This is a genomic window from Nocardia harenae NBRC 108248, from assembly GCF_001612885.1.
GTDB classification, from domain to species: domain Bacteria; phylum Actinomycetota; class Actinomycetes; order Mycobacteriales; family Mycobacteriaceae; genus Nocardia; species Nocardia harenae.
This window is the reverse complement of the sequence record NZ_BDBH01000007.1, coordinates 363,297-388,208: the sequence shown is the minus strand read 5'-3', so window position 1 is coordinate 388,208 and position 24,912 is coordinate 363,297. Positions and strand designations below refer to the sequence as shown.

The window sequence follows — 24,912 nt, the reverse complement described above, 5'->3', positions numbered from 1 at the left end:
CCCGATCATCACCGAATCGGGTTCAGACTAGAGCGCGGGCAACACCTCCGCGATCCGTTCGGTGGTCCAGTCGGCGAGTTCCGCGGCGCCCATCGGCACGGCGGCCGGCGCGTCGTAGTGCAGCGGGAGGGCGTAGCGGCCGTCGCCGACGATGTCGCGCCACAGCAGGCCGACCTCGCTGCGGTTGCCGTCCGGCCCAGGCGCGCCTGCCAGCACCTTGACGAAACCGGTCGCGGTCGCGGGCAGCTCGAGGTAGGGGGACGCGGCATTGCGGGCCGCGGGGATGCCATCGCCTGACCCTCGCCCGACCGAGGGGAAGTGCGCCACCAGCGCGCCGACCACGCTCGCCCGGTCCTGCCGCACGATGTCGAAGCCGGAGCTGTGCGTGAGCGTCTCGCCCGGATGCTGGCGCATCAGGTACGCGCGGTCGCCGCGCAGCACGGCGTGCAGCCGGATGTGCCGGAGCGGGTCGTCGAAGTAGGTGTCGTGCCAGGAGCGCATCACGACGAACGCCTCCGGTCGCGCGAGCGCCTCGGTCATGGCGGTGAATTCGCTGGTGGTCGTGGTGCGGACCAGCTCGCGGAGCCGCGCGCACTCCGCCTCGTACAGCGCCGCCGACGAGACCCGGCTGACGAAGTTGAACGGCGCGGGCAGGTGGCCCTTGCGGTACTCGTCACAGAGCACCTTGAATTCGATATCGCTGAGGTTCCAGCCGACTTCGGTCATTCCTCGTCTTCCCGGTGTCGCTCCAGGCGATCCATGATCTCGGCGACCTGCTCGGCCACCCAGGCCGCCAGCTCCTCGCTCCCCATGCCGCGGGCCACCGGCGTTTCGCTCATGAGCATCGCGTACCGGCCGTCGCGCGGCACGTCGCGCCAGAGCATCGCCGTCTCGATCCGGCCGCGCGCCCCGTACTTCGAGCGGCCCTGGATCACCCGCAGCAGCCCGGACCGGCTCGCGCGCACGGTGAAGAAGGCATCGCGGCGAGCGGAATCGCGCTCGTCCGGGTCGTCGTTGTCGGAGATCATCGAGCCGAACGCGTCGGTGCCGCCGACCGGGAGATTCGCGGCGGCGAGCACCGGCACCGGCGCCTCCCGGCCGGTCTCCGCGTACGGCAGGTGCGCGAGCACCGCATCGCCGATGGCGTGCGGCCCGCACTCGACCACCTCGAAACCGGTGCTGTGGCCGAGCGTCTCGCCGTGCTGCTGGGAGATCACGAAGCCGCGGGCGCGGCGCCGCAGCCCGAGCACCCTGGTGCGCTCCTTCGGGTTCTCGAAGTCGTCGTCGTTCCATGCCTCGAGGGCGACCTGCACGTCGGGCTTGGCGACACAGTCGGCCAGGTCCTCCAGGTCCGGGTCGGAGCGGTCGCGGAGCGCGCGCAGCACGCGATGGGTCTCGGCCTCGAACTCCTCCGCGTACCGGATGGCGGTGGTGAAGGTGAACGGGTCGGGCAGCTCGCCCGCGCGCAGATTTTCACACAGCACCTTGAATTCCAGTGCGGTGAAATCCCATCGACGGTTCACGACGGCGGCTCGATCACCGGCCGGACCCGATCCGGCACCGCTTCGAATACCTCGTCGAGATTCGCCCTCGACTGCAGGAACTTGCCCGGCTTGTGGTCGTTCCCGCCGCCGCCGGGGGTGCCCGCACCCGCACCCGGTGAGCCCATCATCGGCGCGCCGCCGGGCGTGCCGGCATGCCCGGCCCCCGCGGCGCTCATCGGCGTGCTCCCGCCGTCCAGGCTCGCCCGGGGGAACATCTGCGCCCCGGACGTGCGCGACTCGGCATAGGACGGCAGCGGCCGCTGATCGGCCGCCGGGATGCCCGCGCCGGAGCCACCGGCCCCGGCCCCGGCCCCGGCCCCGGCCCCGGCACCACCGGAGCCGCCGCCCAAGGCGCCGGCCAGCTCGTCCAGCTTGCCCGGGCCGCCGAGCATGTCGTCGAGCCTGCTCTCGACCTGGGCCGGGTCGAAGAGCTCCCGCAACCCCTCCATGCCGGGCAGATTGCCCAGCTGCCCGATCGGCTCGATGCCGCTCAGCACCGAATCGGCGAGCTTGCCGACGATGTCGCCGATACCGCCCGCCCCGCCCTCGCCGCCGAGCGGGTTCGACAGCGGGGAGCCCGCGCCGAGCGGACCATCGGGGCCGAGCACCTGCGAGAGCGGTTTCTGGAGCTCCTCCGGCAGCTGATCAGCCGGGACCCCGGTGAGCTGGGAGATCGCATCCGCCAGGGTGGGCTCGGCCTGGCCGTCCGGGGTGTCGACCTGCAGATCGCGCAGGCTCTCGGGGAGCTTGTCCGCCGGGACGCCGGTCAGCTTGCTCAGCACGTCGGCCATCGACGGCGGCTTCGCCGGGGAGAACGGCGAGGAGCCACCGGGGACTCCGCCACCCGGAATCGACGGGGAGCCAGGGGTGCGCGAGCTGCCGCCCCCCGATCCGCTGCCGCTCGACCCGCCGCCCGGCATGGAGGCCGCCGGAATGCTGCCACCGGACGAACCGCCCGAGTCGGAACCCGCGCCCATGGCGTCCATGAGCTCACCCACCGACGGGACCCGCGGCGTCTGCTGGCCGCCGCCGGACCCCGATCCACCGGAGCCGGAGCCCTTCTGACCACTGCCGCCGGAACCCGACCCCGAACCGCGCTGACCGCTTCCGCCGCTTCCGCTGCCGCTGCCGCTGCCCGACGGCATGGAGGCCGCCGGAATGCTGCCACCGGACGAACCGCCCGGATCGGAACCCCCGCCCATGGCGTCCATGAGCTCGCCCACCGACGGGACCCGCGGCGCCTGCGGGGTCGAGCCGCCGCCCGAACCGCCGCCGGACGCCGGTGTCCCGGAGGGGCTCGACGCCGGGCCGGACCGGCCCTGCTGGGCGGAGATCTCCTCCGGGGTCCGGTAGCCGCCCTGGCCGGACTGGTTGCCGTACGGATCGTTGGCGCCATACGGATCGTTGGCGCCGTACGGGTTGTTGGCGCCGTACGGGTTGTTGGGATTGTTCGGGTTGTTGGCACCGTAGGGGTTGTACGGGTTGTTGGGATTGTTCGGGTTGTTGGCACCGTAGGGGTTGTACGGGTTGTACGGGTTGTTGGGATTGTTCGGGTTGTTGCCGGGGGCGTTGGGATCGCCGCCCGGCTTCTCCGAGGGGGGTGGCTGGTGCGTCGGGTTGCCGTACATGTCCGGCGCGCCGGGCAGCGCGGGCATGGACTCCACGCTGTTCTTCATGCCGTCGCCGTAGTGCTTCTGCCACTCGTTGCGGTAGCGGTTGGTGATCTTGCCGTCGCAGCAGGCGTTGTCCGGCCTGGGGGTGGTCGGCATGGATAGCTTGGTGTAGAGCACCCACTGCGCGGAGTACTGGAGGTTCCGCGCCATCGCGACCATGGCCTCGGTCATCGGCTTCACCGAAGCTCCGTAGTCGGCCACCGCCTTCTGCGCCATCTGACCACCCGTGCCGATCCACGACTTGTTGAGCGGCTCGATGGTGTCGACCAGCTTGTTCAGGAAGGTGCTCAGGCTCAGCGACATGGCGTGCCAGTTGCGCGCGCCCGCGAGCAGCGGGCCGGGGTCGAGGTGCAGGTGGAGCTGGTGCATCTCCCCCCAGTCGAGGCTGTCCTTGGTCTCGATGTCGACGCGCACGCTCTTGTCCTTGGCGCCGAAGGACTTGAGGTCCTCGAATTGGCTGAAGGCGTCGAACTTGTCGCTGCCGCTACCGGGTCTGGTCAGGTCGGGGCTCGGCATGCCGTAGCCTTCGTACTTCGGCTGCCACTTGGTGCCGGTGGTCGGCATCTTCACGCTGCCGAGCGCCGCGATCGAGGTGGCGCTGTTGGAATCGGTGCCGGTGTAGTTCTTGCCCGCCGCGACGAAGGTCTCCCCGAGCAGCCCCAGAATCTTGATGTGGTCGCCGAGCACGCCCGACAGGTGGCCCGCCTTGGTGCTGTACACCGTCGAGAGCGCGGCGCCGGAGTTCAGGATCTGCTTGCCGCCGCCGCTGGCGATCGGCGGGATCTTGTCCAGCCCGAGGTCGGTGATCGCCTTCTGCATGCCGATCAGATCATCGATCAGCTCGGCGATCGCCTTGGCGCCGGTCAGCGCGTCCTTCGGGTCGAACTGCAGGAGCTTGTCGGTGGCCTGCCGGTTCAGCCCCTGCCAGGTCGTGATCATCGGATTCTGGGCCATCGCGGTCTACCTAACCTCTCGGGCGCTTCGGAAGCGATACGCCGTCATTCCTCGTTCTCCATGTGCCGGTCGAGACGGAGCAGGATCTCCGCGATCTGCTCGTCGAGCCACTCGACCATTCCCTTGGTGCCCATGCCGGTGGCCACCCGGATCATGCCGTCCGGCCGGACGACGTAGCGGCCGTCACCGGGCAGGTCCCGCCACTCCAGCCCCCAGCCGACCCGCCCCCGCGGGCCGAATTTGGACCGGCCCTGGTAGACGACGAGGTCGCCGACCCGATCGGCCGGCCGGGACAGGAACTCGGCAGTGCGCGCGTCGTCGTCCTCCCGCTCGTCACCCACCGCGAGGCGGGGCTCGGGCTCGGAGTCGGCGGCGTCGGAGTGCTCCGTCGCAGGCAGCGGGATCGCGGTACAGCGACCGGCGGCGGCGAACGGCAGCGCACCGAGCAGTTCCTCCGGCACGGCGTGCGGATCGCACTCGACGACGTCGAAACCGCCGCTGTGGAAGACCGTCTCGCCCGGCCGCTGGGTGATGACGTAGCCGCGGGTGCGGCTGCGGACCGCGTGCACCCGGAGCAGCTGCTCCGCGTCCTCGTACTCCCGCTCGTTCCAGGCCCGCAGCGCGAGGCTGACATCCGGCCTGGCGACGGCGTCGGCGAAGACCCACAGCTCGGAGTCGTCGCGCTCGCGCAGTGCGCGCAGCACCCGCGCGCACTCCACCTCGTAGTCGGCCGCCAGCTCGGTGCGGCTGGTGAAGGTGAACGGGTCGGGGACGCCTGCGTGCCCGGTCGGGTCGCAGAGCAGCACGAACTCCAGATCGGTGAGGGACCAGCGCCCGCTCACTGCTCGATCACCGGTTTGACCCGGCCCAGCGAGCCCTCGAACACCTCGTCCAAGTTGTTCTTGGAGTTCAGGTATTGGCTCGGCTTGTGCTCGTTCTGCGAGCCGCCGGTGCCCGCGCCACCCATGCCGCCGCCGCCCATCATGGGCGCGCCCGGCATTCCGCCGCCCATCGGCGACCCCGTCGACCCGGCCGAGACGCCGCCGAAGCCGACCGGAGCAAGGGCGGGGCCCGCCACCGAGGCGCGCGGGAAGGCGCTCGCCCGCGCCTCGTGATAGGGCGGCAGCGGCTCGGCGACGGCGGCCGCGCCGAATCCGGGCAGCCCGCCGCCCGCACCGCCACCACCACCGAGCCCGGCCATCCCGAGGTCGCCGCCCGGCGAGACCAGGTCGCGCAGCTGCTGCCCGAGCTGCTCGGACGACCACATACCCTGCGTATCGCCCCACTGCCCCACCTCGGCGCCCGCCCCGAGCTGCAGAAACGCCTCGATGCCCGAGACCAGCTGGTCGGCGAGCAGGCCGATGGTCTGGGCGAGGCCACCCTGACCCGCATCCCCCGCGGTGTGCGGGAGCCCGGACGCGCCGACGTCGGCGGGGTGCCCGCCTGCACCCGAGTCCAGCGTCGCCCCGCCGAACGGCCCGAGGGCAGCGTCGCCGGGGATACCGGCGCCTGCGGTGGACTCCCACAGCTCGGAGAGCGGCATGTCCCGCAGCTCCTGCGGCATCTGATCCACCGGGGTACCGGTGATCTGGGCCAGTGCGTCGGCGAGCGATGGCATCTCACCGGCGCTCGCCGTGATCGGGATGTTCGCGAGCTCCTCCGGCATGTCCGCCGGGTCGACGCCGGTGAGCTGCGCCAGCACGTCGGCGACCGTGGGCTTCTTCGGCATCTTCGACTTGGGCGCGCCCTGGCCGACCCCTGGCATGCCGGACACCCCGGCGGCGGTCTCCTCGGCGGGGACTCCCCCCGAGGCCGGGACCAGCGCAGCGCCGCCCGGCGAGCCGCCGCTGCCGGCCTGCCCTTGGCCCTGGTCCTGTGCCCCGCCCGACTCCTGGGCCGCACCCGACGTCTCCGGTGGAGTCGCGGCGCCGAGGCTGCTCTCCGGCGGGCTCCACTGGCCCTGGCCTTCGCCCTGGCCCTGACCTTGCCCCTGGTCGAGACCGGGCACGCCCGCTCCCTGACCCTGCGCCTGGTCCAGACCCGGCACGCCCGCTCCCTGGCCCTGACCTTCGCCCTGGCCCCCTTGCCCCTGGTCGAGACCGGGCAGGCCCGCTCCCTGGCCTTGCCCCTGGTCCAGACCGGGCACGCCCGCTCCCTGCCCCTGCCCCTGGTCCAGGCCGGGTACGCCCGCTCCCTGGCCCGAGCCCTGGTCCTGCCCGTGACCCTGGCCGCCGCCCTGCTCCTGGCCCGCCTGGTACCCGGCGGCGTAGGCGTCCTGCTCGGTCCGGTACTCCGGCAGGTCACCGTTGCCCTGACCCGGCACCTCGTTCTCCAACCGCTGCCCGGGAGCGAGGGGCTCCGCCCGCCCCGGCGGCTGCTCCCCGGGTTGCCCGGTGGGCTGCCTCCGCGGCCTGCCGGTGCGCACCGGCCCCTCGATGACCGGCACCGCGCCCGCGCTGTTCACGATGCCGGTGCCGTAGTGCTTGCTCCACTCCATCCGGTAGTGGTTCAGCACCGCCTGCATATTCGAGGCCGTCAGCTGCGCGGAGATGTCGGTCTGCGGCATGGAGACGGCGGTGCGGGTCAGCCACTGCGACGTGTACTGCAGGTTCTGGCTCATCCGGGTCCCCGAGGTGAGGAGCGGATCGATCGAGGCCACCCAGCGCCTGCCCGCGGCCTGCGCCTCGGTGGCGCCCTGGCCCTCCCAGCTCTTGCCGACGCCGTTCACCTGGGTGACGAAATCGTCGAGGGCCCCGCGCAGTTCCTGCGTCAGCACCAGCCAGGACTCGGCGGCGGTGTGCACCCGCTGACCGTCGTTCATGAGGTGCTGGCCGAGTTCGTAGAGGGTCCGGAACCCGAGCGAATAGGCATTCTCCGGGTGCACCATGGCGGCCGCCGCGGTGTCCGTGGAGCCCGTCGAGCTCCGCAGGTCGCTGGGCAGATCGAAGGCGCCGATATTCCAGTAGTCGTCGGCCGTGCCCGCCAGCCCGGCGTCCACGACGCGGCCGCCGAGCAGGCTCCACGAGATCGGGTTGTCGTACCCGGCCCCGGAGAGGTCGAGCGAGTAGTCGCCCGGCGTGGTCGGCATGGTGATGGCGTTGAGCCGCTGCAGCAGGCTCTGACCACTCTGGGTGTCGGTGTCGATGTAGTTCCTGCCCGCCCAGACGAAGGTCTCGCCGAGGTCGCTGACGATGTCGATGTGCTGCTGCAGGGCGTTCTGCAGATCCCTGGCCTTGGCCTCGTACACGCCGGTCAGCTGCAGCCCGGAGCCGAGGATGTGGCGGGTGCCGTCGACATCGGTGATGGTCACCAGATCGTCGAGGCCGGCGGTGGTGATCGCCTGCTTCATCGCCAGCAGCCTGCCCACGAGGGCGGCGCTCGCCTCGGCGGCGGTGATCGCGGCCTGCGGGTCGAACTCGAGCAGCCCCCGGGAGGCGTTCTGCCGGATCTGGTCCCACGTCCGGGTCAGGTCAGCCATCAAGTGTCCCTCTGTCGGTGGTGCTCGACGGTGCGGAATTCAGGAATCGCGGTCGGCGACGATCGAGCGCGGCGCCGAATCATCCTCGCGATCCCGGTTTTCCGGCCACTCCGGCGAGCTCGGCGGCACCTTCGGGGTCTCCGGCGCGACCGGGATGAGCCCGCCGAGATCGGGCGCGCCGTCGACGATGGTGGCGAGCGACGGCAGCGCGTCACGCTGCGCGCGCAGCGGTTTCGCCAGTTCGGCGGCCTGCCGCGCGACATCGGCGGCGGCGGACTGCACCGCGGCGGTGATGTTCAGCGCGATCTCGTCCATCTCCAGGTCGAGGATGTCGTCGGCGAACTTGGTCTCGATGAGCAGACCGTCCGCGTTCACCGTGACCTCGATCCGCTTCTCGCAGGCGGTGACGGTCGCCGTCAGCAGCGACCGCTTGCGCTGCACCTCCGCGATCCCCTGCATCTGGTCGCGCAGGCCGTTGAGCATGACCGCCATGTCTTCCTGCAGACGGTGATTCGACATGTCCTACCTCCGATTCCGGCGGTTCCGCCTCAGACGCCGCCCTGATCGGCCTGGGTCAGCACCTTGACCGCGTCGCGCTGGCCGGTCGCGAACTCGTCGAGCGTGCCCGCCGTGCCCTCCAGCCCGGCCAGCAGGTTGTCGCGCGAGGCGTGGTAGCCATCGTCCTTTTTACCGGTGGTGAACTTCTTGCCCATCTTGTCGTTGCCCCAGGGCTGGTTGGTGCCGGCTTCCTCGTAGCCCGCCAGCTTTCCGCGCAGATCGGTGAGCACCCCGCGGACCTCGACCGCGACCTCGTTGGTCAACTCCGCGGCCCGGCCGAGCGCCACCGGGTCGACTTCGACTCCCTCCGACATGCTCCCGTTCTCCTTCCGGCTCGATGACGGTGCACGGAGTGCGAGACCCCGAAGCAAACCGCGATTCTTCCGCCATTACATCCCAGCCCGATGAACTTCCGATGTCGCACAGGATAATTCGAATTTTGCCACAGCGCCTGGGCTACGCGCCGCGCGGCCTCACGGCGCCGGCCTGCCGAGCGTGAACGGCACGTCCACCTGCCCGTCCGGCTGGGGTTCCGCCAGTCCGGCGCGGTCGACCGGCTGCACCTGTTCCCCGGTCTCGGGCGGCGGCGAGTCGCTGGTCTCCCGCGGTTCGGTCCGGGCGCCGGAGCGGCCGATGTCCGTCGAATCCGGCGGCGTGCCCGGCGGATCGGCACCGGGGTCGCTCGCCCCCGGCTCCTTCGGCTCGACGGACCCCTCCGGGAGCCACTCCAGGTCGGAAACCTGCGGCGGAGTGAACGGCAGCGGCATGTGGGGCCAGTTCGGCCAGCGCTGCGGCCGCGGTTTGCCGCGCAGATCCTTGCCGTGACCGAGGGCGCCGTGCTTGTCGTCGGTGTGCTGCGCCGCCAGGTTGCCCTGAGTGCCGGCGCTGGCGACGGTGTCGACGCCGGACACCGTCGAATGGCTGGTGTCGTTCGTGGCGATGCTCGCACCGCTGCTGCTCGAGCCGTCGTCGCCGGTGATCGGGGGCGGCGACGGGGGGCCGGGCGGCGGCGACGGGGTCGGGGTCAGGTCGAGGAAGTTCGGCGGATGGCCCGGTGGCGACGGAGTCGGGGTCAGGTTCAGGAAGTTCGGCGGGTCCGTCGGCGTGCTCGGCGACGGCGGGTCGAGGAAGGTCGGCCGGTTGCCACCCGGCGCGATCGGCGCGGGCGCGGCCAGGGGGGTGCCGCCGGGTGGCTGGGCCGAGCCGTCGATGCCGAGCGGCGCGAGGTTCGGCCGGAACGGGGTGCTGCCCGGCTGGCCGATGGGCTCGAAACCCGGAATCGTCGGCGAGTCCGCCCGGTGGGAGGGCTGCCCCGACATACCCTCGACGCGCCCTGGCGGCGGGACCGAGGTCACCAGCTTCGGCAGCTGCGTGCGCCGCTCCCGATTGGCCGGGGATTCACCGCCGGAGTTCTGGTTCGGCGAGTGCGGCGGCGAGTTGTCCCCGGCGGGCGGGAGCGGCGCGCCGTGCCCGACCGGCGGCTGCCCGCCGAGCGGCGCACCGACGCCGACGGGAACGCCGCCGAACCCAGGCTCCCTGGACGGCCCCGGCTCCGGCGACAGCGGCAAGCCCTGCTGCCCGCTCCGGTCGCCGCCGAACCCGCCCTGCGGCGATTCGATCTGCCTGCCGCCGAAGCCGCCCTCGCCCGTCCCGTCCCGGTCGCCGAGCCCGGAGAAGCCGGGCGCGGGCGGCGCGGACATGCCGTCCCCGCCGGCCGGCGTGCCCGGCGGGCTGACCCCGAACGGCGTGGCGTCGCCCGGCAGCGGGCTGCTCAGCGGGCTGACCACATACCCGGACTCGGTGGACGAGAACCCGTCGCGATTCCCGGTCTGGTTGCCGGGCGCGGCGAATTCGTCCTGGAGCGGGCGGCTCTCCTGGCCGCCGCGGGTGTCGGTGACGAAGCCGCCCTCCCCGGGCGCACCGTTGACCGGCGCCTGCCCGCTGTCGCCGAAGCCGAGCGGTGCGCCCTGCGGCGACCGGCCACCCTCGCTCGTGGTGTCGCTGCCGGAATCGCTCTGGTACCAGGTGGAGTTCGGCTGCTGGCCGGTGAAGCCCGATTGTCCGCCGTCGGTGTGCCCGCCGTGCACGACCGTGTTGCCGTCGCCGACGGGGCCGCCCTGCGTACCGGACCCGCCGCCCGACTGCCCGGCCTGGCCGAAGCTGTCACCGCCGCCGAACTGGCCACCGGCTGCGACGGTGTTGCCGCCGCCCTGGGTACCGGTGGCACCGCCGCCGAAACCGGCGGATTCGCCCCCGACCGCGGCGAAGCCGTTCGGCTGCACCGGGCTGCCCGTATTCGCCACCACGCCACCGGTATTCGCGACGGGAGTCGCGCCGGAGTTCACCGGTGTGCCAGCGAGGTTCCCCTGGCTCCCGGTGGCAGGCCCGCCTGCGGTGACCTGCGGCCCCGCGGGGCGCCCGCCGGGCGGTGGAGCGTCGCTGGTCGCCCCGCCCGCCACCGGCGCCCCGCCCGCCGGAAGCGCGCCGCCGGTGCCGTCGAGGGGCGTCATCGGTATTCCGCCGTGCCCCGAACCGTCGGTCGTCACCGCCGCAGGCGCGGGTTTCAGCGGAAAGAACCCCGTCCCCACCGACTTCGGGAAGAACCAAACCGCGCCGCGCCAGTTGTCCCGCCGGAACTGACCCGGCGTGATCCCCTCGCCGACCTTGGGGATGTGCCCGCTGTACACCGAGGCGCCGCGCGCGCCACCGACCAGGGCGCCCTGCACGAAGCCGCCGACCCAGCCCTCGCCGGAGAGGAACGAATCGGCGAAGCTGCCACCGGTGGCGACGTTGGCCACGCCCACCGCGAGGTTGCCCGCGATGGCGCCCGCGCCGTCGGCGATCGAGCCGATCATCACGCCGCGGAATCCGCGGTACCAGGCGTTGTCCAGGTTCGCACCGGTCTTGGCGATGATCTTGTCGCCCGCCTTGTTGGAGACGTGCCCGAGAAAGCGGCCGATCTCGCGCGCGGGCAGCGCGCCCGCGACGCCGCCGAGCACCGAGAAGCCGAATTCCTTGCCGTTGAACTCCCTGCGCTTGTCGTCGGCGATCTGGCCGACCTGCACCGCGGCGTTGATACCGCCCGCGATCGCGACCGCCTCGCCCGCGCGGGCGCCGTACACGCCCCAGCCCTTCGCGGTCGGCGCCACCAGCTTGCCGTGGAACAGGCTCTTCCAGAAGTGCCGCTCGAGCTGCGGGGCGCCCATGCGGGCCGCGATATTGGCGATGGTCTTCTGCACGCTGTCCTGCATGACCTTGAGGAACGAACGCGTGGTGAGGATGGCGGCGGCCTCGACGGCGGCCGTGGTCGGCGGGAACAGCTTGGCCCAGGCGATCTCGGCGGCGAGCCAGCACAGCGTGACGATGATCGTGAGCTTGGTCGCCTGGAGCTCGGTGCCCATGTCGAAGGCCGAGTCCGAGACCGCGAGCATGGCCTCGGCGAGCGCCTCCATCGACTGGTCGCCGGTGCGGAGGACGTCGTACCTGGCGCCCATCTCCGCCCCCGCGGCGCCGGCCGGGTAGGCGTCGAGGGTGGCACGCTTGGCCTCGTCGAGCTTGGTGAGCAGGGCGGTGATCTCCTTGCTCGCCGCTTCCCACGCCCTCGAGGTCGCCCAGGCCGCGTCCTCGTCGCCGTCGGGCCACGCGGCGCCCGCCACCCAGCCGAGCCAGCGGAGTTCCTCCGGCAGGTGCAGGCTCATGCGCGCACGATCGGATCGGTCTCCGGCTGCCGGGGCATCGCTGTCCTCCTTGCGAGACGTATCCCGCTATTGGAGCGAACCTCGTTGAACGCCCGGTGGCAGCTGTGCCAACGTGACATTGCCCGCACTGTTCCGGTTAGCCGGAGTCGTCGAAATGTCAGAGCGTGAAAGGGATATCGACATCCGGGAGCGGATCGTCGGCGCCGGGCGCGGGGCGCAGCGGCTCCGGCGGCAGCGCGGGGTCGAGGAGGGGGCGGGCCGCGCGCGGTCCGGCGAGTGCGTCGCGCGGCTCGGCCGCCATGCGGGGGTCGGCCTCCCCGTCGCCGGGAATCCAGTCGATCGGGGGTGGGTCGGGGGCGGTGAACTCGGGGATCGGCTGCCACTCCTCGGGCCGGACCCGCTGCGGGCGGGCGCGGCCGGGGCGGAGCAGGCGGGGGCCGGAGCGGTGTGCCGTGGCGGAATCCGGTTCGGCAGGCGGGACTTCCACGCTGCCACGCGTGCCCGCGTCGGCATCGTTCGACGGCAGCGGGCGCGGCGCGGGGGCGGGTGGTTCCTCGAGGGTCCCGGTCAGGGGCGCGGGCGGCCCGTCCCCGTCGCTGCGCTCGGCGGTCACCCGACCGTCGAACTCGGGCGGCTCCTCGGCGGTCCCGGTCGGGGGCGCGGGCGGCCCGTCCCCGTCGCTGCGCTCGACGGTCACCCGGCCGTCGAGCGCGGGCGGCTGGCTCAGCGAGACCGGGCGGGACGGTGCCGGTGCGGCGACCGCGGCGGCCTGCGCCGGGCTCGCGTGCCGCGCCCGGCTCGCGGCGAGCCCCGGATCGGTCGGCACCGTGGCCCTGAGCCCGTTCAGCAGCGTCAGCGCGCTCCCGTACAGGAAGACGACCGGCCCGTCCGGGACGGTGGGCGGGGAGTCGGCGTAGGTGCCTGCGATCGGATCCCACCAGATCGCCCCCGGCACCGCCGGGTCGATGGGGTACACCAGGATCAGCGGATCCCGGCGCCCGTGGAAGGTCAGCGCGCCGGACGCGCCGGGGCCGAGCTGAGTGACCGCGTCCTGTGCGATCTGCATACGCTCGGCGATGGTGTGGTGCGCCAGCCCCGGCTGGACCAGCTGCTGGTGCCCGAACCACGCCCTCGGCGAACTGCGCGCCGGATCCGAGTACAGCGCGCCCCGCTCGGTTCCCGGCCCGACGAGGTGGCTCGCGCGCACCGGCGCGGCGAACCGCGGCGTTCCGGCGAACGACGCGAGCGCGGCGGCCACGACCTGCATGTCGTTGTAGCGCGCCGGTTCGCCGTCCGGCCGCAGCAGCACCAGCGAGCCGTACGGGACGCCGCCGGTCGCGGAGTAGGTGCCCGGATGCCGGAAGGGGACGGTGCTCAGCGCGCTCGGCCCGCCCAGTGCCTCCTGGAGTGCCGCCCGGTGGGCAGCTGCCGCGGCGACCTGGGCAGGCGTCGCCCCGGCGAAGGTCATCGCGGCGACCCGGTCCGCGTAGTTGGCGGGCAGGGTGCTGCTCACCCAGCCGGCCTGCGGATCGATCCAGACCGGCCCGTTCGCCGTCGTCCCGTCCGGCAGCGGGGTGCCGGGGTCCGGGTACACGAGCGCGATCGCGTGCGCGGAGTCCGAGACCGGCGAACCGGCCGCGGTGTACTGCTTGACGCCCGCCGAATTCACCTTGTGCCAGCCGATTCCGATGTAGCCGAAGGCGCCGGGGCCTGCCGCCTCGATCAGGTCGTAGGCGGCGCGAAAGCCCTCGTCGGGCCGGTGGGCGCGACCGTCGGCCTGCAGCCCCGGCTCCACCCGGGCCGAGCCGAGCCACTGCTCGGTCTCGGCTCGCGTGCGATTGCCGAGGTCGAGCGCGGACGGCCCGATCCGCGGCCCGGCGATATCCGGCTTGCCGAGCATGGTGGAGAACAGCGCGAGCACGCAGAGGTGGCAGTTGATGTCGCCGCCGACGACGCCCGTCCCCGGCACGTTCAGCGACTTCCCGAACGGCTGCTGCCCCCACGGCGGGTAGAACCCCGGGTGCTGCTGAAAGGCGTAGCCGTCGGCGGTCCGCAGCTCGTCTTCGAGCCTACGGAGCGCGCCGAGGTCGGTGCTGCGGTAGGTGCCGGGGAACATGACCATGGACGGCCGCGGGATCAGCGCCAGCTGCTGTGCGGTCAGCGGCGCGGGCAACGTCCGCGCGGGCAACGTCGGCGGGCCGGGCGAGGTCGCGGCGGGCGAGCTCGCCCCGGACGACGGCGCGGGGCCGTCCGCGGCCGAGCCGAGGAAGAACTCGGCGTGTGCCAGTTGCACCGCGGTGACCGGGACGGACAGCACCATGTCGGCCCGATCGATCGCGCTGTCGTCCAGCTCGTCGGTGACCTGGAGGTGCTGGGCGTCCCACCACACCGGCGCCGCGGCGCCCTCGGGGAACACCAGCTGCCGCAACTCCCCGCCCTGCGGCACCGGGGTGCCGTTCGGGCCGGTCAGCAGGGCGCCCTGCGGATCGCGGGCGAACTGGACGGTCAGCACGACCGCCGCCCAGCGCGGTCCGCGGTCGGCGATGTCGCGCTGGATATTCGCCAGGTGGGTCCGGACCGGGACCCCGGGAGCGCGCCGGAACCCGCTGCCCAGGTAGCGCTCGATCCGCGGCATTCCCCCGGCCGCGTCGAGCGCGGGGTGCCAGGACGGCACCGAGACCCGCGGCAGCCCCATCCAGGTGGCGATCGCGCTCAGCGCGGTGTCGGCGATGTTGTGCGAGCGCCCCGGCGCGGTCGGTCCGGGGCCGTTGATCCTGCGCCCCATCGGGAAGACCGGGGAGGGAAAGGTGCCCGGGTGCACGAACGGCACCGGCCCGTCCGGCCCGCGCACCGCATCCTCGAGGGCGCGCTGGTGCTGCACGGTCTCCAGCCGCCGGTGGCCACCGCTGCCGAACGTCCGGTTCCCGGCCGGGTCCGGGATCCGGGGGGCAGGCAGCCGCGGCTCCGCGGCATCGGCCACCTGTTCCCGGGTGGCCGGGACGAAGTTCAGCATGTGCAGCCCGCTCAGGAACTCCGCGGACGGCGTCTCGGAGACGGCTCCGCGCACCGGGTCGAGCCACACCGGAGTGTCGGCGCCGACCGGCATGAGCAGCACCGCGATCCGGGTGCTGCGCACCGGCGGGCCGTCCGCCCCCGGCTGCGCGGCGAAGCCGGCCACCAGCGCGGCCGCGCCCGGTCCCAGCCTGCGCACGCCGTTCGCGATCAGCGCCGCCTGCTCGGCGATCGTCCGGCCGGGGTCCGCGGCGTTCATCAGGCCGCCGCCGAGCCAGCGCTCGGCGGCGACGAACCCATCGGGGCCGGTGATCGGGGTGGCGGACGGGTCGGCGGGCGCGGCCACCCGCGGCGCGCCCCAGAAGGTGGCGAGCGCCGCGAGGGCGCTGTCGAGCTCGTTGCCCGTGCCATTGCCGGGGTTGATCGCCGCGCCCCACGGCACCGCCGCCGGATTCCCCGGATCGGCCGGATGGGTCCGCGGATCGGCGCCCGCGATGTGCTCGCCGTCCACGGTCATGGCGGATTCCAGCGCGCGCTGCGCGGCGGGGTCGGTGCCGGGGTGCACCGGGCCGGGGGCGGGCAGCGCACGGTGCCGCCCCGGTTCCGGCCACGGCGGCGGCGCGGGCCGCGGCTGCCGCGCCGCCGCCGCCGCGAGCGCGTCGATGCCGGCCCGGGTCGTCGTCGACACCACCATCTCGGCATCGGTGAGCAGCTGCACGGGCGGCTGGGTGTAGAGCGCCCGGCCGAGCGGGTCGCACCACAGCGGGCCCTTCGCGCCGTGCGGATAGATCACCGAGAGCGAGACCGCCCGCTGCGGCACGAAGATGCCGTTCACCAGGCTGGAGCCGGGATCGGGTTGGGTTCGGCCGCGCAGGCTCACCGCCGCCGCACCGCCCTCGCCGAGCAGCCGCACCTGCCGGTCGATATCGGACAGCTGCTGTTCCAGCGCCGCCAGGTCCCCCTGCCGGACGCGCGGCGCCCCGAGCCACATCTGGGTCCGGGTCAGGCCGTTGCGGCGCGGGCCGCCGTCCGGGTCGGGGGCGGCGGCGAGCGGATGGCCGACGAAGGTCGACAGGTGCGCGAGCACCGCGTCGTCCCCGTCGATGCCGGGTTCGGCGGCGGCCAGGTCGCCGGTGAGCAGCATGAACGCGGTGCCCGCCAGGACGTCGGTGGCCGGGTCGGCGGCGATCAGGACGCCGTCGCTGTCGGTGAGCAGCGCGGTCAGCCGCTGCTGCCGGTCGCCGCCATCGGCGACGACGCTGGGCGGGACCGGAACGGGGTTGTCCCCCCGCGGAATCCGGATCGGGCGCGGGCCGTCGAGTTCGTCCCGGTCGAGGTCGTCCTGCTCCGATTCGGCGTCGGCCGCCGAGTCGTCGTCGGATTCGTCGTCGTCGGATTCGTCGTCGCTGGTGAGGAAGTCGTCGAGTTCGGAGTCGTCGGGATCGGAGTCGTCGGGATCGGAGTCGTCGGGATCGGCCGCCACCGGGGCGGGCCGCTCCGCGCCGCCGTCGGTGCGGGCCCGCTTGGGATCCGGCTCGGATTCCGGCTCGTGGGCGCGCTTCGTGCCCGCCGCCGGCTCCGGCGTGCCATCGGGGCCGTCCGCGGGCGGCCCGGCGGTCGGCACGGCGGTGTTGATCCACAGAGTCGGCTGCACGAAGGTGACGGGTTGCGTGGCGGTGAGCGCGCTGCGCAGGATGTCACCGGTCGCGATCACGTACTCGACCGGAGCCGTGCCGAGGCCGCCGGGCGGTCCCGGATGGGTGTTCCCGCTCAGCGGATCCACCCATATCGTTCCCGCCGAGCCCGGGTGCTCCGGGACCACCGCGACCAGCACCATCGGTGCGGCGCCGGAGACCAGCACGACGGCGGCGGAGCCGGGGCCGTACGGATGCGCCACCAGCTCCGCCGAGACCTGCGCGAGCTTGGCGTGCACCGGCGACTGGTCCGGCAGGGCCCGGGGGGCGCTCCCGAAGGCGCCGGAGAGCGATCGCAGGTCGCCGATCGGCGCAAGCGCACCCCGCAGGGCCGGGGCGCCGCCGATCGCCGTGCCTGCGCGGAACGGCACCGCGATCCGCGGGAAGCCGGCGAAGCCCGCGACCACTGCTTTGGCCGCGTCGAGCAGGTGGTGGAACGCCCCCGGCTCCGCGCGGACCACCAGCGGTCCGAAGGGCTCCGCGCCCGGGGTGGCGGGCAGCCCGGGATGCTGCGATCGGGGGTAGCCGGACGGGGTGAGCAGTGCCTGCTCGAGCCGCTGCCTGCGCCGGGCCGCGTCCAGCACCTGCGGCGCGTCCGCGATCGCGACGTGCAGGGCGGCGGAGTACACCGCGAAGTGCGGCGGCAGCATCTCGGATACCTCGCCGCTCTGCGCGTCCACCCACACCGGCCGGTCCGCGTCCACCGGGAAGACCAGCGCGATGGCGTGCGCGCCGCTGTACGCCTGGGTGCCGTCCGAGCGGAGCCGCGGGTTGCCGAACTCGTCCCGCACGGCCCACCGCATCCGCACATACGCGAAGGAGCCCGGCCCCAGCTCCTGCACCTTGCGGTAGACGTCGCCGTACTGCTCCCCCATCGGCTTGTCCGAGCCGCCGTCCCAGCGGTACCTCGCGTCGGCGAGCATGGTGCCGAGCCAGCGCTCCGCCACGCTGGAGCCGCCGAGCGCGGGTTCGGTCGGCGCCAGGCCGATCCGCGGCCCGGCGATATCGGGCAGCCCGACGAAGGTGGAGAGCACCGCGAGCGTGCACGCGACGCAGTTGCTGAACCGCCCGGGGGCGGCCGGGCCGGGGAAGTTGATGTACGAGACGTAGGGCGCCGCGGGGCTCGGGTAGGTGCCCGGGTTCCGGTAGGCGGCGAAGCTGCCGTCGGGTTGCCGCATGGTGGTGCGCAGCGCGGTCAGCACGTCGTGGTCGACGCTGCCGTGCGTCGGGGCGAGCTCGTCCTGCGAGGGGCGCGGGATCACCGTGAGTTCGCGCGGGCCGAGCACGGCCGGGCCGGGCCCCTGCCCGCTGGCCGGGCGCATGGTCTGCGCGAAGTCGCTCAGCGGGACTTCCTGCGCCGCCGGATTCCGGAACGGGTTCGTCGACGACGCAGGCGAATTCCGGAACGGGTTCGTCGACGACGCACGCGAGTTCCGGGACGGGTTCGTCGACGACGCACGCGAAGTCCGGGACGGGTGCGGGGACGACGACGGCGAATTCCGGAACGGGTTCGTCGAGGGCGGATTCCGGAACGGGTTGGTGGACGAGGACGGATTGCGGGTCGGGTTCGTCGACGACGAGGGCGGATTGCGGGTCGGATCGGACGACTCCCTCCGCCCGGGGCCCGCGCCGGTGTCCGACCGGGTGAGCCCGCGCTCGGGCACACCCGCGCCGGCCGCCGCAGGCACCGGCCGCGCCGTCAGACCGGGGAAGAACGTGGCGGCGTGCGCGACCTGCGCCGCCGTGGCAGGCACGTAGAGCACCTCGTCCGCGTGGTCGAGGATGGTGCTGGAGACCTCCTCCGAGGTGTACCCCACCTGCGCGTCCCACCACACCGGCCGCGCCGCGCCCACCGGGAACACGATCTGGCGCACGTGCGCCCGCTCCACGATCCGGGTGCCGTTCGGCTTGCGCCGGAAGCTGCCGTCGGTATTCCTGGCGTAGTTCGCGGTGGTGACGGCGGCGGCCCAGCCGGGGCCGCGGCGCTCGATATCCCGGTGCAGAGCCTCCAGCCGCTGCTGCGGCGAGAGCGAATCCGAGTGCCACCGAGAATGGCCGCCGAGGTAGCGCTCCACCGTTTGCCCGCTCCCCCGGCCGACATTGTCGGAGAACCAGGCCGGGGCCGCGACCTGCGGATTGCCGAAGAAGGTCGAGAGCGAGCTGACCGTCACGTCGACGCAGTTGCTGCCCCGGCCCGGGGCGATCGGGCCGGGGCCGTTGATCCGCCTGCCCATCGGGAAGGCCCTGGTCGGAAAGGAGCGCGGGTCGCGATGCGCCAGCGGCCCGGCCGGTCCGGCCATGGCGGACTCCAGCGCCTGCTGGTACGCGGGGTTCTCCAGCGCGCGCAGCGTGCCGGGGCCGAACCTCCGCGTGCTCGCGGGCGAGGGGATCGGCGGCGGCGGCGCGCCCGGCGTCGCCGCCGTGCGCACCTGGTCCGCGGTCGCCGGGGCGAACCAGAGCTCGGTCCCCGGGCGGCCGAACCCGCGCGGCGGCCGCTCGGAGACCCGCCCGGTCACCGGATCCAGCCAGACCGGGTCGGTGCTGCCCGCCGGGTTGAGCATGACCACCGTGAGGCTGCTGTACACCGGAGCGCTGCTGCCCCGCTGGTAGTGCTCGCTGCGCTGCACCACCAGCGCGGCGGAGCCGGGCCCGAGCGCGCGGATGCCGTCCCGCAGCAGCGCCGCCTGCGCGGCCGGGCCGGGGTCGGCGAGCGCGGCGTTCATCAGCCCGGTGCCGAGCCAGGCCTCGGCCCGGAGGAAGGGCTCCCACCCGATCGGGTCGGCGTCGGCGCCGTCGACGAGCTCCCCGGGCGCGAGCGCCGCCGCCACCTGCGGGAGCCCGAAGAAGGTGGCGAGCGCGGAGAGCGCGCTGTCCACCTCGTTGCCGCGCCTGCCCGGCCCGGAGCCGGGGTTGATCAGCGAACCCCACGGGATGCCGCGCGGATCGGCCGGGTTGGTGCGCGGGTCGGCGCCTGCGACCGGCGTGCCGTCCACGATCATCGCCCGCTCGAGCGCGCGCTGATCCGCGGGCGGGACCGGGCGGTACAGGTTCGCCGGGCGGGTCTCCGACGGGTTCGGCAGCGCCGCCACCGGTGTCGACGGCCGCGGCGGCGAGCCGGGCTGCCCGAGATCGGTGGCGGCCGCGAGCAGCGCGGCGCCGACGTCGCTCTCGATCGAGGCGAGGGAATCGCCGTCCCCGACCATCCTGGTCGGCGGCCTGCGGTAGTTCTTGCCGGTCCACGGGTTGCACCACACCGGCCCGGCGGCGCCGAGCGGGTACACCACCGCGAAGGTCGTCGTGCCGCGCGGGAAAGACTGCCCGTCGACGGTGATCGAGCCGGGTGCGTCGGCCTTCGGGTAGCGCAGCGCGACCATGGCGACGGCGCCCTCACCCTTCTTCGCGACGGCGTCGTGGATCTCCCACATCCGGTCGCGCAGCTGGTCCGGGTCCCCGGTGTCGCCGCGGACCGGCCCGAGCCAGCCGCTCATCCGCTCCAGGCTGGACGGCCCGTCGAGCTCCCCCGCCCGTGGCGCGGGCACGGTCGGATGGCCGAGGAAGGTGGCGAGGAAGGCGAGGACGCTCTCGTCCTTGTCGTCGTTCCGGTCGATCGAGTCGTCGTCGCTGATCGTCGGCGGGGTCACCGGCCCGGCCTCCGGATCGATGCCGACCAGGTAGCCGCCGTCGGCATCGAGCCTGCGCTCCAGCCGCCGCTGCCGGTGCGGTGCGGCTCCCGGCCGCCGCGGCGGGGCGGGGACGGGGTTGCGGCCGGGCGCGATCCAGGCTCGCGGTTCGTCGCCGGACCGCGTGGACGACGTGTTCGGCGCAGGCATTCCCACCGGGAGGTCCGCGGCGCGCGCTACGGGCCGGGGCCGGACCTGCGGGAACGTGCCGGGCAGCTCCATCCTGGCGCGGAGGTCGGCGCCCGCGGCCGCGACGAAGGAGATCGAGGTCACGGTGCCCGGTGCGAAATCGGGCACCGTGGCTGATGTCCCGAAGCGCATCGGCGTCCACCACAGGGTCCCGGGAGCCGTACCGTCCGGTCCGGTCGCGGGTTTGAGCACCAGCATCGTCTCGAACTCGCCATTGCTCAGCCCCACCTCGACGAAGGCCACCGAGCCGGTGCCGAACGCGCTCGAGTCGAGGTGCTGCCGAATATCGGCGAGATGCTCGGCGACGCCGCGGCCGTCCCTCGGCATCGTCTGCAGTTCCGCGCCGAACAGCCCCGCCACCGCGCGTCGGCCGTTGCGCAGCACCATGTTCCGGTCCGGCGCCATCCCGTTGTCGAGCGAATTCCAGTGCGGCACCGCGAACTGCGGGTAACCGATGAACGAGGCCGTACCGGCCAGCCCCACATCGTGCGCGTGGAACACGCGGTCCGGGCCGGGCCCCCCGGTGAAGTGCACGAGGCTCCCGTAGGGCGGGCCACCGGGTACCGAGGAGTACGTGCCCGGGTGCTGGAACGCGACGAAGCCGGTCCCGCCCGGCGTGCGCAGCGCATCTTCCAGCGCCAGGGCGTGGTGACCGGCCGCTACCACCCGGTCCGGCGTCGTCGGGACGAACGAGACGTAGCCGACCTTCGACGCCCACCTGGGCAGGCTGAGGCTCGCCTCGCCGCTCTGCGGGTCCCACCAGACCGGCTTGCCCGTGCCGGGCGGGTAGACCACCACGATCGAATGGCCGTCGCCGATCTTGGCCCTGCTCCCGTCCTGGGAGTAGAGCTTCGCGCCGTCCGGGCCGACCCGGTGCCAGTTGACCGTGACGATGGCCGCCGCCCGCGGCCCGGCCGCGGCGACCGCCCGCTCGACGGCGCGCAGCTGCGCCTCGGATGACGAGCCGACCCCGAGGTACGGCAGCCAGATCGCCCGGGAGCCGAGCATCCCCTGCGTCTGGTTCCGGTCCCGCCTGCCGGTGACCAGCGAACTGGGGCCGATCGCCGGCGGCGCGACGACCGCCTGCCCGTAGAAGGCGAGCAGGGCCTTCTCCGAGCAGATGTCGCAGTTGTTGTCGCGGCCGGGGTGGCTCCGCCCCTGGCCGTTGACCAGGGTGGCGAGCGCGGGCTGCCCCGGCGCCCGGGACCGCGGGTCGGCGTAGGGCCCGAGCGCGTCGATGCTCGCCCGCAGCCGCTGCTGATCCGCGGCATCGACGCTGCCGTGCCTGCCGGGGAACGGGCTCCGCTCCGGCATCGTGGCGACGCTCAGCTGGCGTCGATCGGGGATCGCGCCGTCGGTGCCGAGCTCGGCCCGCCCCGGCACCCCGGATTCGCCCACCGGGTGCGGCGTGGCAGCCGACGCCGCCTCGATCTGGTTCGGCGGCGGTGCCCCGCCCTCCTCGGAGCGGGCCGGGGGGTCGAGCGCGGGCCCTGGCTGCCTGCGCGTCGACGCGATGGTGGTGCGCTGCTCGTGCACCGGGCCTGCCTGCGCCGGGAGCACCACGGCTGCCGGGCTCGACGCGGCCTCGGACGGTGTGTCCGGGTGCGGTTCTCCGGTGTCGAGCGCCGGGGGCTGCTCGGCATCGGAGCGGTCGCCGGTTCCGGATTCTCCCGGCAGGCCGCGGGTTCGCGGCGGCGTGGCCTCGGTGTGCGCCGTCAGGTCGCGGGTTCGCGGCGGCGTGGCCTCGGTATTCGCCGTCAGGTCGCGGGTTCGCGGCGGCGTGGCCTCGGTATTCGCCGTCAGGTCGCGGGCGCGCGGGGCGGGGGGCTCGGCGTTCGCCGCGAGGTCGCGGGCGCGCGGGGCCTGGGTGTCGGTGTTGATCGCGAGGTCGCGGGCGCGCGGGGCGGCGTTCTCGATCGGCCCGGGCAGGTCCCTGGCGCGCGGGACGGCGGCATCGGCGGGAGTGGTGCTCGACGGGGGCGGCAGGACGGTCTGCAGCGGGCGCAACTGCGAACTGTTCGCCGCCTGGCGGGTGGGTGAACTCTGCTCGGAACCGGATACGGCGCGGCTCTCGGCACCGGGTGCGGGCGCCGATCCGTCGGTCCGGAGCGGCCCACCCTGTTGCACCGGACCGGACTGGGTCACGGGCGATTGCTGGGCCGGGTACTCCGGCTGCGACACGATGCCCGGCTCCGTAGCCCGCCCGGGGTGCGTGATCTGCCCCGGTTCCGCGGCCCGCCCCGGCTCGGTCACCTGCCCGGACTGCGTAACCTGCCCCGGGTCGACGACCCGCTCGGACTCCGGCATCCGCGCCGAGTCGCCGACCTGCTCGAACTCCGTAATCTGCTCGGAGTCCCCCACCTGCACGAACTCCGGGGCCTCCTCGCGAGACGGTACGAACTCGCCGACCTGCTCGGCCCCGCTCACCCGCTCGGAGTCCACGACCTCCCCCGGCTCGGTCACGTCCCCCGGCTCGGTCACCTGCCCCGGCTCGGTCACCTGCCCCGGGTCCGTCACCTGCCCCGGCTCGGTCACCTGCCCCGGCTCGGTCACCTGCCCCGGGTCCGTCACCTGCCCCGGCTCCGTCACCTGCCCGGACGGCGTCACCTGCCCGGACTCCGGCAGCGAAACGGCCTCGGCGACCGGCCGCCGCTCACCGATCTCGGTGACCTGCGCCGGAGTCTCCGACCGCGGTTCGACCCCCTCGGTGACGTTCCCGGCGAGCACGGATTCCGCCCCCCGCGCCCCGGGTTCGGCGGTCGGCGTCGCCCCCTCGAACCCGGAGCTCGACCCCGGCACCTCCGCCCGCACCTCCGGACGGAACTCGCTCCCGGAGTACACCGTCCCGGACCCGAGTCCCCGATCACCCTCCTGCTGCCCCACACCGGCACCGGGATCCTGCCCGAACGTCCCCGGCGCACTCGACTGCGCCGCGAGCCCGCTCGCGGGCAACCCCTCCCGCACCTGCGGATCCGGCCGCCCCTCCGCCGCGGACTCCTGGCGCACCGGCCCCCCGTCCGCGTGCGGGTTCGCGAACCCCTGGCCGCTCCCGGTGGTCGTCGGGCTGATCGGCGGCATCTCGGTCCGCGGTAGCGAGCCGTCCTGCACCCGCCCGTGCTCCGAGCGGCCGGCGAACGAAGGCGCAGGCGAGGAGGGCCGGGCGACGCTCCCACCCCCGTTCGCCTCGCCGCCGAACGCCGCGGGCCCCCCGTCGTGCACCGGCTGGGGCGCACGGTCGATGCCCCTCGCCGTGGCCCCCCCGGCGCTCTGAACGGACACCGGCGTCCCGTTCGGTCCCACCGCCGCGGGCCCCGGAGTTTCCGCCCTGCCGCCCGGTCCAGGACCGACGCCGGGATCGTCCTTCTCGTTCCCGGATTCCCCACCTGCCCAGTCGATCCCCTCCGCACCCCGAGCTCCGTCGAGCGCATCGATGTGCACGAACCCGCGCACCCCACCGGCCCCGCCGACCAGCCCGCCCTGCACGAACCCGCCCACGATCGACTCCGGCGTCAGCGCATCCCCGATACTCTGCCCCGCCGCCAGCGTCGCGACGATACTGCCCGCGATACCGCCGACCCCGTCCCCGACGGCCCCCACGCCTGCACCGCGGAGCCCGCCACCCCAGGCATTGGAAAAATACCCGGCGGCGCCGGGCGAATTCCCGAGCCACCCGTCGATCTTCCTGTTCAGGAACTTCGACAGCCCGTCACCGACCACCTCACCGGCCGCACCGCCGAGCATCGACAGCCCGAATTCCTGCCCGTCGAACTCCTTGCGCGTCCCGTCCGCCATCTGGCTGAGCTGGACCAGCCCGTTGAAGAACGCCTCCTCCCCCGCGCCCTTGAACGCCGTGGTGACGCCGACGCCCCACCCCTTCGCGGTGGGCAGCACCCGAATGCCCTTGTAGATGTATTTCTTCGACGCCGAGGCCCCCAGCCGGGCCGCGAGCGCGGCAACCGCCCCGACCGCGGCCCTCTCGGCAGCCGCGATGACCCCGCGCGCGGTCGCGATCGCCGCCGCCTGCACCGCGGGCGCGGCCGGCGAGAGCCACGCCATGGCGATCTCGATCGCCAGCCAGCACAGCGTGACGATGATGGTGATCTTCTGCGCCTGGATCTCGGTGCCCATGTCGAAGGCCATGTCCGACACCGATTTCATGTGCTGCGCGATGCTCTCCAGCGACTGGTCGCCCGCGCGGATCTGGTCGAAGGCGGCCGAGATCTCCTGGGTCCCGGCGCCCTGCCGGTACGCGGCCAGCGTCGCCTGCTTGGCCGAGTCCACCATGGGTAGCAGCTCCATGACGGCTTTGGACGCCTCGCCCCACGCGTCGGAGACGGCGAACGCGGCGTCCTCGTCCCCCTCAGGCCACGGCGCACCCGCGATCCAGCCGATCCAGTGCAGCTCCTGAGGCAGTTCGAGGCTCATCGCCGCG

9 protein-coding genes are annotated in these 24,912 nt (G+C 73.7%); all 9 read right to left on the bottom strand.

The window, feature by feature from the left end; genetic code table 11:
* Window positions 1–27: 27 nt before the first annotated feature.
* Window positions 28–726, bottom strand: a complete 699-nt coding sequence (locus tag NH2_RS17380; RefSeq protein WP_067654864.1) for an ESX secretion-associated protein EspG — start codon at window positions 724–726, stop codon at window positions 28–30.
* A complete protein-coding gene (locus NH2_RS17375; protein ID WP_067654861.1) occupies window positions 723–1,523 on the bottom strand; it encodes an ESX secretion-associated protein EspG in 801 nt (266 codons plus the stop codon). The genes NH2_RS17380 and NH2_RS17375 overlap by 4 nt, the downstream gene beginning before the upstream one ends.
* Complete coding sequence (locus tag NH2_RS17370) at window positions 1,520–4,171, bottom strand: WXG100 family type VII secretion target (protein ID WP_067654858.1); 2,652 nt, start codon at window positions 4,169–4,171, stop codon at window positions 1,520–1,522. Before NH2_RS17370 ends, NH2_RS17375 begins: the two co-directional genes overlap by 4 nt.
* Window positions 4,172–4,215: 44 nt before the next feature.
* Window positions 4,216–5,013 (bottom strand): ESX secretion-associated protein EspG, encoded by a 798-nt coding sequence (locus NH2_RS17365; protein WP_067654855.1) that lies wholly within the window; start codon window positions 5,011–5,013, stop codon window positions 4,216–4,218.
* Complete coding sequence (locus tag NH2_RS29255; RefSeq protein WP_067654852.1) at window positions 5,010–7,649, bottom strand: WXG100 family type VII secretion target; 2,640 nt, start codon at window positions 7,647–7,649, stop codon at window positions 5,010–5,012. Before NH2_RS29255 ends, NH2_RS17365 begins: the two co-directional genes overlap by 4 nt.
* Window positions 7,650–7,688: 39 nt before the next feature.
* Window positions 7,689–8,168, bottom strand: coding sequence for a YbaB/EbfC family nucleoid-associated protein (locus tag NH2_RS17355; protein WP_084505618.1), 480 nt, complete (start codon window positions 8,166–8,168; stop codon window positions 7,689–7,691).
* Between the two features lie 29 nt (window positions 8,169–8,197).
* On the bottom strand, window positions 8,198–8,521 hold the full coding sequence (locus tag NH2_RS17350; protein WP_067654846.1) for a hypothetical protein: 324 nt from the start codon (window positions 8,519–8,521) through the stop codon (window positions 8,198–8,200).
* A 159-nt stretch (window positions 8,522–8,680) separates the two neighbouring features.
* Window positions 8,681–11,905 (bottom strand): WXG100-like domain-containing protein, encoded by a 3,225-nt coding sequence (locus tag NH2_RS17345; protein ID WP_067654843.1) that lies wholly within the window; start codon window positions 11,903–11,905, stop codon window positions 8,681–8,683.
* 157 nt (window positions 11,906–12,062) lie between these two features.
* The gene (locus NH2_RS17340; RefSeq protein WP_067654840.1) at window positions 12,063–24,905 is read right to left on the bottom strand and encodes a toxin glutamine deamidase domain-containing protein; all 12,843 of its coding nucleotides are present in this window, start codon (window positions 24,903–24,905) and stop codon (window positions 12,063–12,065) included.
* Window positions 24,906–24,912 lie beyond the last annotated feature (7 nt).